Annotated in this window: 7 protein-coding genes; 5 read left to right on the top strand and 2 right to left on the bottom strand. The window is 49.5% G+C overall.

Going from position 1 to position 11,440, the window contains the following annotated elements; all coding sequences use genetic code 11:
* A partial coding sequence (gene lepA / locus Q0628_RS10910; protein WP_298770940.1) for a translation elongation factor 4 occupies window positions 1-1,790 on the bottom strand: 1,790 nt, incomplete at its 3' end.
* A 182-nt stretch (window positions 1,791-1,972) separates the two neighbouring features.
* Between lepA and Q0628_RS10905 the strand changes: the two genes are divergently transcribed.
* Window positions 1,973-2,485, top strand: coding sequence for a peptidylprolyl isomerase (locus Q0628_RS10905; RefSeq protein ID WP_366979156.1), 513 nt, complete (start codon window positions 1,973-1,975; stop codon window positions 2,483-2,485).
* A 3-nt stretch (window positions 2,486-2,488) separates the two neighbouring features.
* Complete coding sequence (locus Q0628_RS10900) at window positions 2,489-3,628, top strand: hypothetical protein (protein ID WP_298770936.1); 1,140 nt, start codon at window positions 2,489-2,491, stop codon at window positions 3,626-3,628.
* Window positions 3,629-3,701: 73 nt separating this feature from the next.
* Here the strand turns inward: Q0628_RS10900 and lexA are convergent, their stop codons facing one another.
* On the bottom strand, window positions 3,702-4,376 hold the full coding sequence (gene lexA, locus Q0628_RS10895; protein ID WP_298770934.1) for a transcriptional repressor LexA: 675 nt from the start codon (window positions 4,374-4,376) through the stop codon (window positions 3,702-3,704).
* Between the two features lie 230 nt (window positions 4,377-4,606).
* Between lexA and Q0628_RS10890 the strand changes: the two genes are divergently transcribed.
* The 3 genes from Q0628_RS10890 (at window position 4,607) to Q0628_RS10880 (ending at window position 11,426) form a co-directional block, all read left to right on the top strand.
* Window positions 4,607-6,286, top strand: a complete 1,680-nt coding sequence (locus Q0628_RS10890) for a beta-galactosidase (RefSeq protein ID WP_298770932.1) — start codon at window positions 4,607-4,609, stop codon at window positions 6,284-6,286.
* 138 nt (window positions 6,287-6,424) lie between these two features.
* On the top strand, window positions 6,425-9,469 hold the full coding sequence (locus tag Q0628_RS10885; protein WP_298770930.1) for an FISUMP domain-containing protein: 3,045 nt from the start codon (window positions 6,425-6,427) through the stop codon (window positions 9,467-9,469).
* A 16-nt stretch (window positions 9,470-9,485) separates the two neighbouring features.
* Window positions 9,486-11,426, top strand: coding sequence for an FISUMP domain-containing protein (locus Q0628_RS10880; RefSeq protein ID WP_298770928.1), 1,941 nt, complete (start codon window positions 9,486-9,488; stop codon window positions 11,424-11,426).
* Window positions 11,427-11,440: the final 14 nt, after the last annotated feature.

The raw sequence follows: 11,440 nt of genomic DNA, 5'->3' as shown, positions 1-11,440 counted from the left end.
AGCGAAAGCACGGCGAGGAACGCCTTCTGCGGCACTTCGACAGAGCCGATGCTCTTCATGCGTTTCTTACCTTCTTTTTGCTTTTCGAGGAGCTTGCGCTTACGGGTAATGTCACCGCCGTAGCACTTGGCGAGCACGTCCTTGCGCACGGCCTTCACGGTAGAACGGCTAATGATCTTGCCGCCAATGGCACCCTGAATGGCCACGTCGAACTGTTGGCGCGGAATAAGGTCCTTAAGTTTCACGCAGATGGCGTTGGCGTAAGTGTGGGCCTTGTCCCTGTGGATAATCACCGAGAAGGCATCCACCGGGTCGCCGTTCAAGAGGATGTCCAGCTTCACGAGGTTGTTTCTGCGATATTCGCTCGGTGCGTAGTCGAGGCCGGCGTAGCCGCGGCTCACGGACTTCAGTCGGTCGTAGAAGTCGAACATGATTTCGGCGAGAGGCAGGTTGTACTTAAGGATAACCTTTTCTTCGTCGAGGTATTCCATGGTCTCGAACTCGCCGCGCTTTTCTTCGCAGAGCGTCATGAGGGCTCCCACGAATTCCTTGGGCGTGAATATTTGCGCCTTCACGTAGGGCTCTTCGATGTGGTCGTAGCGGCTCGCGTCGGGGAGCTTGGAGGGACTTTCGATTTTCACCATGGTGCCGTCGCTCATGTACACGTGGTATTCCACGTTCGGCACGGTCGTGATGATGTCCACGTTGAATTCGCGGTCGAGGCGTTCCTGCACGATTTCCATGTGCAAGAGTCCGAGGAAGCCGGTGCGGAAACCGAAACCGAGCGCTTCGGAAGTTTCCGGTTCCCAGCTGATGGCGGAGTCGTTCAGGCGGAGTTTTTCAAGAGCTTCGCGAAGGTCCTTGTAGTCTTCCGGGTTGATGGGGTAGATACCGGAATAGATCATCGGCAGAATATCCTTGTAACCAGGAAGCGGCTCGGTAGCCGGGTTTGCCGAATCGGTCAAGGTGTCGCCGATTTTCACGTCGCTGATGGTCTTCACGTTTGCAAGCACGTAGCCCACCATACCTTCCGAGAGTTCGGGTCGCGGGTCGCGGCGCATGCTGAAGGTTCCGACTTCGGTCACCATGTATTCGCCGCCGGTCTTCATCATGCGAATTTTCATTCCTGCCTTGAGCGTACCTTCTACGATGCGGATGTAATTGATCACACCGCGGTAGGAATCGTATACGGAGTCAAAGATGAGCGCCTTGAGCGGCTTTCCGCTATCGCCCTTGGGGGCTGGAATTTCGTCGACAATTTTGTCCAGCACCTGCTCTACGTTCAGGCCTGTCTTTGCCGAAATGCGGGGAATCTTGTCGGGATCGTAACCGAGCAAGTCGCCTACGAGCTGAGCGATGTGGTCGGGCTGTGCGCCCGGCAGATCCACCTTGTTGAGCACCGGAATAATTTCCAGGTCGTTTTCAAGAGCGAGATAAAGGTTCGAAAGTGTCTGCGCTTCGATGCCCTGGCTTGCGTCCACTACGAGAATTGCGCCTTCGCAGGCGGCCAAGGAGCGGCTCACTTCGTATGTGAAGTCCACGTGCCCCGGCGTATCGATCATGTTCAAAATGTATTCCTTGCCGTCCTTCTCGTAGACCATGCGGATGGCGTGCGCCTTGATGGTGATGCCTCTTTCGCGTTCTAGGTCCATGTCGTCCAGCAGCTGGTTCGTCATCTCGTTTTTTGCGACGGTCTTCGTCAGTTCGATCATGCGGTCGGCGAGCGTAGATTTGCCGTGGTCAATGTGGGCGATAATGCTGAAATTTCGGATATTGTCGTTTTGCGGCATACGCGGGGTCAATTCCTGTGTGAATACGGCGTTTTTTGGGCCTAAATATAGAAAATGCAAAAAAACACCTTTACAAAAAAGCTATATTCGCAATATAAATTAAGGTTAAGCACCATTATTCCATGGTTGTTATGAAAATGTTTTCGAATTTTGTTCGCTCCAGCGGTTTTCATCCGCTGGCAATGGTTGTTGTATTGATTGCTGCCCTTGTCAGCTTTGGCTGTGCCGAAGGCAAGGTCTTCGAAAAGGATTATTCAGGAATCAAGGGAATACAGGCTGTTATCGAGACGCATGAAGGCAAGATTGTTCTTGATCTTGATTTCAAGTCGGTTCCCAACACAGTTGCTAATTTTGTCGATCTTGCAAACAAGGGCTTTTACAACGGTCTCACGTTCCATCGCGTGATTCCCGGATTCATGATCCAGGGGGGGGATCCGCAAGGAAATGGAACGGGAGGTCCTGGATACACCATTGACGATGAAATTTCTAAGCTTAAACACGAAGCGGGCGTTATTTCGATGGCGAACCGCGGTCCCAATACGAACGGTTCCCAGTTCTTTATAACGCAGACGCCTCAACACCATCTAGACGGCAAGCATACCGTTTTCGGAAAGGTCCTGGAAGGTCAAGATGTCGTTTGCCGCATTGAACCGAATGATCCTATAATTAACATAACCATCGTTGAAAAGAAGTAATCTATGAGTTCTAAGAAAGTAGCATCCAAGGAAAAGAAGGCTCCCGCTAGCGTCGCTAAGAAGCCTGCTGCCAAGAAGGCTGCCGCCGCTGCAAAACCTGCTCCGAAAAAGTCCGCCGCAAAGGTTCCGGCTAAAAAGACTGCCGCAGCCAGTGCGTCGAAGAAGCCTGCGAAAGCCGCTGCGAAGCCCGTCAAGGCTTCGGCTAAGTCGGTGAAGGCGACAAAGCCTGCTGCAGCCAAGCCAGCCAAGGTTGCTGCAAAACCTGTAAAGCAGGCGAAACCAGCTAAGTCTGCCGCAAAGTCAGTGAAGGCTGCTAAGCCGGTAAAAACAGTTAAGCCTGCGGCCAAGCCGGTGAAGTCCACTAAGCCGACGAAACCCGCGAAGCCTGCTAAACCCGCGAAGCCGGCAAAACCGGTGAAGCCTGCCAAGCCGGTAAAGCCGGAGGTGAAGCCGGCGCAGGTCAAGAAGTCTGACAAGTCGAAGAATGCCGCAGCCGTTAAGGACAAATCTGTCAAGAACGAAGAGAATTCCTCGATCAAGAAGGGTGGCAAAGTTAAAAATCAGGCGCAGCCTGCTCCGCAAGCTGTAGCGGAAGTGGCTCAAGTTGATGACGTCAAGCATGTAGAGAAGAAGCCGAAGATTGAATATGATTATGCGGTCCTTCTGCAGGGCGTGAAGAAGCTTTCCAAGACATCTATTTTCATTAAAATTGACGAACAGGAAGACCGCTCGAACAAGAAGAAAATGTCTTCTGAATTGAAGAATCTGGATATGAAGCCGACATCCGCAATTCGCCACAAGGCCTCCCTGGCCGAAGAGACCCAGGAAGAACTGACGGAACGAATCCTCAAGGAACTCGAAGAGCAGAATATGATTTTCGAGCGTGAAGCGGCGACGCAGATGTGTACCCGTTGCAACCGCAACTTGGTGTCTCCTGAATTCTGGGTCGACAAGCATCTTGGTTATTGCGAAGAATGCGCTGCAATTCTTAAGTTAGGCCAGTCCAAGGAAGCCCGTAAGGTGGAATACCAGCTGGGAGCCATGGGCGGTGATTCTCTGGATGAAGATGATGACGATATTATCGGACCGGATGCAGACGATCTGAAGGAAGCCGAAGAGGATCTGGCTGAACTCGACGACTAATTTTCCTGAATGGATCGAGAGAATATAAAAAGAACCCCTTCAAAGGGGTTCTTTTTATAATGAGGAGAAATATTTAATTGACCTTGCGCATGACGCCGATGAGCTTACCTGCGATGGAGAAATTTTTGTCTTTCTTTACGATGATGGGACGGTAGCGCGGGTTTGCCGGACGCAGTTCGATGTGGTCTGCGGCAGGGTGGTAGTACTTGACCGTTGCTTCGTTATCGACTTGAGCCACGATGATTTCGCCACGGTCTGCGGTTTTTTGTTGACGGGCGAAGATAAGGTCGCCGTCAAGAATACCTGCGTTGATCATGGAGTCGCCCTTGACACGGAGTGCAAAGACGTCAGAACGGCAGGCGAGGAAGTCTCGGTCGATGGTGACTGTGCCCTCGAGGTTCTGAACGGCGAGAATGGGAGTGCCGGCGGCGACACGACCTACGATGGGAATTTCAATGGTGTTTGTCGGCTGTGCTGCGGAATTTTCACTACTGCCGTCATCGATGACTTCGATACCGCGGCTAAGTCTTGGAGAGCGGTTGATGTAGCCCTTCTTGATGAGGGCAGCAAGGATGGAGCGGACTCCGTTGGTAGAGGATATTTCAAAATGGTTGCCGATTTCGCGGACGGTAGGCGGCATGCGGTTTTCCTTGGAATATTTCTTGATGTATTCCAGAATTTCTTCCTGACGGGGGGTCAGTTCCTTGCGCTGATCCAGATTCTCCATGATGTTCTTGTCGTTTGTCATATTCTACCTCATATAGACGAAAAATTCGTCGCAATACTATATGTACAAATATAATGCACAAAAGAGCATTTGTCAATAGGTTCACTGCACAAAAGAGCTTTTTTTTTATAAGAATGGGTGTAATTGTTCATCATATTTGATATAGATGATGATTTTACCATGGAAAAACATATATTAAGAGGCAAAAAGAGTCCTTCGATTCATATTTATACGCAAACTAAGGGGATAGAATGAATTGCCTTGTCCAGTTAGGTTTGATGGCCATTGTTTCCGTTGCCCTTATCGCTTGTGGGGAAGATGGAGGTAGTGCAGCCCCGGTCGACCCTGTCGGAGACGAAAATAGTGCGGCTGTAGAGGTGTCGAGTTCCTCTGATTTTCCGTGCTCGTCGACTGCAATCCTTACTGGCAGTTCTCCTGCTTCTGCGCCGTCATCTTTTGCGAATACGCCGTCTACAAGTTCCAGTAGTGCTGTTGTTGAATCTAGCTCGAACAATGCCGACACGACCGTTGATGGTGACACCTCCAGAATCACCTACACCCTCAGGCGTTTCGATGGCCCGCTCACCAACCCGCACAAGGGGTTTACCGTCCCGACGGAAGCCGCATGGACCTTTGATCCTGGATTCGAGTACGGCCCCCACGGCTCCCTGAACAACGGCGCATGGAACCTGGTTACCTACGGTTCCGGCTACCAGCAGTGGAACAAGCTGAACCCGGCAAAGGATGTCTACGACTGGAGCGAACTGGAAGAACTGCTGGATGCGCTCACTGCGCACAACATGGGATACGCCCTGCGCGTGTTCCCGTATTCGCCTTCGTTCATCCGGGACGATAGCACCCCCGAGGAGAACTACGACTGGACTCCGAAATACGTTTACGAGGAAGGTGCGAAAAAGATTACGGCCAGGTACAAGGAAAACAACGCCAATGCGGCCGTTCCCGTGTGGGATGATTCCGTCTACCTGCATTATGCGAAGGAGTTCGCGACGGCGCTTGCGGCAAAGTACGACGGCGACCCGCGCATCGAATACATCGACGTGCGCTCGTTTGGCGAATGGGGCGAATGGCACGTCTCGAACCTGGACGGCAGCCACATGCCTTCGGTTGAAATCCAGAAGGACATGCTGAAGCATTACGCCTCCGTGTTCAAGAAATCCCTGCTGGTGCTCCCTTCCGACGGCTACGGGGATGTCTATACCTACGCGCTAAGCCTCGGCATTACCAAGCGCGATGACTGCCTCATCGGCATTCCCGGAACTGCGGATTCGCTGGTGCGCGCCTACGAGGCGAACATGCCCACCGTCGCGGAGAACTGCGGCGGCTATGCCATCATGCTGAACTACACCGATGTGATTCCCGGCGGCTACCTCAAGTGGACTCCGGAGCGCTGGGTGGATGCCATCAGGACTGCGCACCTGACCTACTACGTGCTGGACCAGGACTTCGACGATTGCGGCTACCGCTTCTACAACGACAACAAGGCGCTTGCGGATTCCATGACCAAGGTCATCGGCTATAACTTCACGGTGATGCACGCGGAACTTTTGACCGTCACTGGCGCCGATACCGCGAGCACGCTGAACATCACCGTCAAGAATACCGGCGTGGCGCCCTGTTTCTTCGATATCTACATGGTGGCGGAATTCGTTGACAGTACGGGGAAGGCTCTTGCGCAAATCGGCGAGACGGTTCGCATCCCCAAGGGTACGTTCAAGGACGAGAGTTCGCAGGACTTTGCGTTTACATACAAAGTTACTGCGGAGGAGAAAAACGTTGCGACCCTGTCGGGCGTTTCTGTGGCCCTTTCGCTCTACGAGAGCGAGGATACCTTCAGGGGCGGAATGGACCCGACCGTCCGTTTCGATAACGAAGGCCTCCAGAAAAACAACAAGCTGCTGCTGAAACCGTAGTTTTTGCAGAATCTGCCTCTTTCTCGCTTTGAAAGAGGTTTCTATATTGTAAGATGGTGTTTTCGGGTTGCTCTGCAATTACGAAAAAAAGGAAAGGAAAATATGAGAGTTTTTTCTAAAGGGTCATTCCTTGTAGGATTGATTTGCTCTTTTCTCTGTACATCCCTGTTTACGGCTTGCGGCGCCGATTCGTCTTCCAGCTCTGATTCGGAAAATTCTGAAAACAATGCTCGGCGCGAAATTGAGGTCGACAGTAAGGTCTCCAAGGGAGATGTGTTTGTTACTACTGTGTACGATTTCAATTCGGACGAAGATGTCATGACGGTGCAGTTTGGCATGTACCAGTGGATGCTTGAAAATGTCAAGTACAATGCCTATGGAGCCCGTAGCATGTGCTATGACGATGAATCGAGCAACTGCAGCGAATATGGCCGCCTTTTCCAGTCCTATAATGCCTATAGGGCATGTCCGACTGATTTTTCTGTTCCGACAAAGGATGACTGGCGTGAACTAGACCGTTACCGCTCGAAATATGCGGAACTGGATTCCTTGATGAATTTTCCGCATGGAGGCTATTGTAAGTCTTCTATGGATGGGTTGAAGTGTGTTTCGCAAGGGAATGTCGGTTATTATCTTGCTAGCGATAGCAGCGTGGTGGCAATAGAAGGGACGGAGGATGACTTCACCTTCCAGAAGGAAGTTGAAGAGTCCTACTACTTGTTGCGTTGTCTCAGCTATACCTATATCGTTGCGACTCAGGATGATCTTCCTCTGTGCGATTCGGTCTCTCAGCAAAGTTTGAAACTGTTCTACGTGATGAAGGATAAGTCTAATTATCGTTGCGTCAACAACCACTGGGTCGATGATTTTAACAATGATTGTTCGCATGTTAGCGAGGGAATGTTCTCGGTCTATAACGATTCCATGTATATCTGCAAGAACGATGAATGGAGATTGGCGAATATTTCGGAATCGCGCGATTCCTGTACAGCTGCAAACGATAGCACGACATACCTGTTCAATGGAAAATATTACGCCTGCGAAGATTCAAGCTGGCGTCGATTCACTGCCGTCGAGGATGCTCTTGGCTACTGTAAGAGTATAAGTATCGGAAAAATTGATACGATGCTTATTGATACCGATACCCTCTATTATGAACAGGCCTATACATGCTCAGCTAATGGTTGGCGCAAGACGATTTTGACGGACTATATCGGGGTGTGCGACAGCACGCACATGTTCCAGCAGGCGAAGTACGAAAATATCCGCTACGTATGTCGCGGTGTGAAGTGGGAACCCTTCACGAGTATTGAACTTGAAATTGGCATATGCTCACCTAAGAAGCAGGGACATATCGATACCGTTGAGACGAACTATTACGTTTGCGATAGCTCCGAATGGCGCTATGCGACCCGGATGGACTATTTGGGCGAGTGCACGCCGAAACGTATAAACCAGACTGCATTCTACGGGTGGGTCAAGTATATCTGCCTTGAGGATGGCTGGTATGAGATGGATAATCTTGAAGCCGATATGGGCTTGTGCACGGAAAAACGCGAAGGCGAAATTGATTCGACTGAATCGGGATACGCCTACATTTGCGATGGTGGATGGCGTGAAGTTAAGGCCGCAGATATCGGTGGTGTATGCGATAGTACTAAGTATTACAAGATTATCGATGTTAATTCCCGTAAGTATTATTGCCTCTCGTCCTCGTGGTATACACTGGGTTCTTTGGAAGAAGAAATCGGATTTTGCACCGAAAGCAAACGTGGAAAGACTGCTTCCGTTAAGAATGGGTCGACCTACTATTGTGGTGAGAACGGCTGGACAAAAATGGATCCCTATGAAGTCGTGCTGGGAATGTGCACGAGTGCTCTGGAAGGCACTACAAAGAAGAATGTGGACACCGTGTTTGTCTGTTCGAACGGTAGCTGGGAAAGGGCGAGTCGCGACATGGTGCTCGGTACATGTGACAGAGAGGCTGCTGGTCAGACGAAAACATACTTGGGAACCATGTATGGTTGCCGTGATAGCGCATGGGTGGCCCCAGATTCGCTGGACAAGAAATTGGGCTTCTGTTCAGAAAAAATTCTGAGAGAAGTTGTACTGAAAAATGGGCAGTATTATCGCTGTGGATTTTATAAATGGACTGCCATCAGTGCGGTTATTGGCGCTTTGGGAACATGTGACGAGAATAGTTATGGTAAGTACAAGAAAGCTTCGGACGGAATCATGTATACATGTGCAAGTACCAACCTAGGATGGACGCGTGTCGATAACATGTATATATTCTACGGAGAGTGCGGAACGAGTAACGACGGAAAGACGGTCGTATTCAATAATGAAGAATATGTCTGTGATCTCAAGACGTCTACTGGTTGGAATAAGTTGGATTCTCTTGATAAGGCTCATGGAACCTATTGTGGATATTCGTCTGTCGGAGATACCGTTACTTATCATGATGTTCATTACGTATGCAAGCATCTGTCATATTCTTACAAATGGACAAAATCGACGGATCGCGAATATATGGGATACTGCACGGCGTCTCGCGAAGGGCATACGATGTTCAATGGTGCGAATACTAGTAAGTGTACCGGCGGAAAGTGGGTCGGCGTTACAAAGACATTTACTGATTCGAGAGATAGCAAGAAGTATAATTATGTAACAATAGATGGGCTCGATTTCATGTCTCAGAACCTTAACTATGCGGGCGTAGATTCGACTGTTTGTGTGGCGGGCTCTACAACGAATTGTGATGCGGAAGGACGTCTTTATAGCAAGACGTCAGCAGCAAAAGCCTGCCCGTCGGGTTGGCGCTTGCCTGATTCGACGGAATTACATGACATGCTTGATACCCTGTACAAACTCAATAAATACTATGCCTTCTATGGGGACGGATGGGATCTTATGCCTTATGACACCAAGGCTTTCACCGATACGACGGGATGGCATGACGAGAATCTCTATGGCCTGAATATTACACCGACCGGCTATGAGATTGCTTATCTTCAAAACGGAATGGATCCGATGACTACAAGGATGGCTAGGTCGATGTCCGTCTTCTATTGGACATCTTCTGGAGATTATTGGGGACGTGGCCGACCCTTTGGATTTTACGATACTCAACAGTATCAGAGTATTCGTGTAATCGGTATGGCGATTCGTTGTGTCAGGTAAAGGGAGGAAGATAAGAATGTTTATGAACCGTTTTAGCAATTTTTGGGGAAAATCCGTCTGTGCCTTGATGGTTTCGGTTCCCTTGTTCTATGCCTGTAGTTCCGATTCGGGAAGCACTTCCGATGAGGAAGGGGATGAAGTCCTTTTTAGTAGTAGCAGTGGCGTGACCAAGAAATCATCTTCGTCTGGGGCGGTGACCGATGCTGAACAGTTTGACGTAAGCAAGTTTAATCTGGAAGCGGACGGCAAGGTCAGTACCGCTGATGGCAAGATCTACAATACGGTTGCCGTAGGAATCGTTACCTGGATCATGGAAAACATGAACTCCCAGAATCCGTTGGAAGTCAAGAGCACCTGCTTTAATTACGATGATTCCAATTGTGGCACCTATGGGCGTTTGTATATGGAAAACGACTATAGTTCTGCGGCTTCCGTGTGCCCCGACGGTTATACGATACCCTCTATTGGTGCCTGGACCAACCTTTTGAAGAGTGGCGTGGATTTTGAACCGGTCTTTGCCGGTGTCTGCTTCAAGCGTGATACTCTTGAGTGCGATGGCCTCAAAAAGCAGGTCCGTTACTTGGCTGACGATGATCTCGCCATTGTTTTTACGAAGGATTCCACTGGCAAGGTGGCGCACTCGATTCAGTCGCAGTACGATAGCTATTTCTATTCGCTCCGTTGCGTCAAGTACCGTTCTATTGTCAAGAAATTCAAGGATTTGCCCTATTGTGATTCGACATACGGAAACATGCCTTCAATCTATGTCGTTGAAAGGGATTCCTCTTACTATTGCTCGTATCGTAACCAGGAATGGTATGCCGAAAGTACGACAAATATGCCCTGCAGATTCTCTGAAAAGGGTGATTTTTTCCCGTACGACAGCACCTTGCTGAAATGCAATGGCGAAAGGTGGCGCCTGGCGGATATTTTTGATGTGGATGAACCCTGTACGGAAAAGACTCTTTACAAGGAATATACCCTGAACGGAAATCGATTTGCCTGCACGGAAGATGGGTGGATCAAACTCTCGTATCCTGGCTCTATCCTTGGCTACTGCCATAAGGAAGTGGATGGATCTATCGGACATACAGATTCTCTCCATACCTATATCTGTAGGGACAATGCTTGGGCTGAAGCATATGTTGAGGATGTTTTGGGAAAATGTTCTACAAACGTGAAGGATGATATCGTTGAATTTAATTCGACAAAATACATGTGTAACGGGCTGGATTGGCGAAAGGAAACTACTGTAGACTCTGCATTGGGATTCTGTACCGCGGCCATGCAGGATTCTGTCAGAATATTCAGCAGTCGTCATTACTTGTGTTCAAACTATGAATGGTACCATGTCGATAGCAAGAATTATTTGGGAAAATGTGATTCGACGACGATGTGGGATACTGTAATGGTGGGACTTGTTGTCTATGTATGCAATGGATTGCTGACCTGGCAGGAACAGACATATTCGAATACGGTTGGCCCCTGTACTGACAATAACATTGGAGAAATAAAGCCCTACTTTGGTAAGGACTATATCTGCAAGCGTTATAGCAGAACTTGGGAATGGGAACTTTGCTCCGTTTATGAAAGCATGTTCGGTCTATGTGAATCCTCTTCGGACTATAGGACTATCGTTACAGATTCTCTTGTTTACAGGTGTACATCATCGGGTTGGTCAAGCAGGGCTCCGACGCTCGAAGACTATATAGGAACCTGTACCTCGAAAACGGGAGAGGTAATCGACACGACCTATGACGGTGTTGAATATATTTGCGATACCACTTCCTATAACCAGGGGTGGTTTACGCCAACGCCGCTGGATTCCGCCTATGGGTACTGCAGGACGGCCTTGCTCGGCGAAGTGCATGCCCTGTCGGACACGACGGAGGTCGTTTGCGAAGTCTCTGGGATATCTAGGAAACTGTGGACGATTCGCGCTGTTGGAGATGAGTAAAAAAAACTATTTTT

The organism is uncultured Fibrobacter sp., from assembly GCF_937877005.1.
Taxonomy (GTDB): domain Bacteria; phylum Fibrobacterota; class Fibrobacteria; order Fibrobacterales; family Fibrobacteraceae; genus Fibrobacter.
This window is presented reverse-complemented; position numbering and strand designations above follow the sequence as displayed.

What these genes read in the sequence shown, in the direction of transcription:
- Q0628_RS10900 (WP_298770936.1), top strand. Translation starts at nt 2,489, where the DNA reads ATGAGTTCTAAGAAAGTAGCATCCAAGGAAAAGAAGGCTCCCGCTAGC.
- Q0628_RS10905 (WP_366979156.1), top strand. Translation starts at nt 1,973, where the DNA reads ATGGTTGTTGTATTGATTGCTGCCCTTGTCAGCTTTGGCTGTGCCGAA.
- lexA (WP_298770934.1), bottom strand. Translation starts at nt 4,376, where the DNA reads ATGACAAACGACAAGAACATCATGGAGAATCTGGATCAGCGCAAGGAA.
- Q0628_RS10890 (WP_298770932.1), top strand. Translation starts at nt 4,607, where the DNA reads ATGAATTGCCTTGTCCAGTTAGGTTTGATGGCCATTGTTTCCGTTGCC.
- Q0628_RS10880 (WP_298770928.1), top strand. Translation starts at nt 9,486, where the DNA reads ATGTTTATGAACCGTTTTAGCAATTTTTGGGGAAAATCCGTCTGTGCC.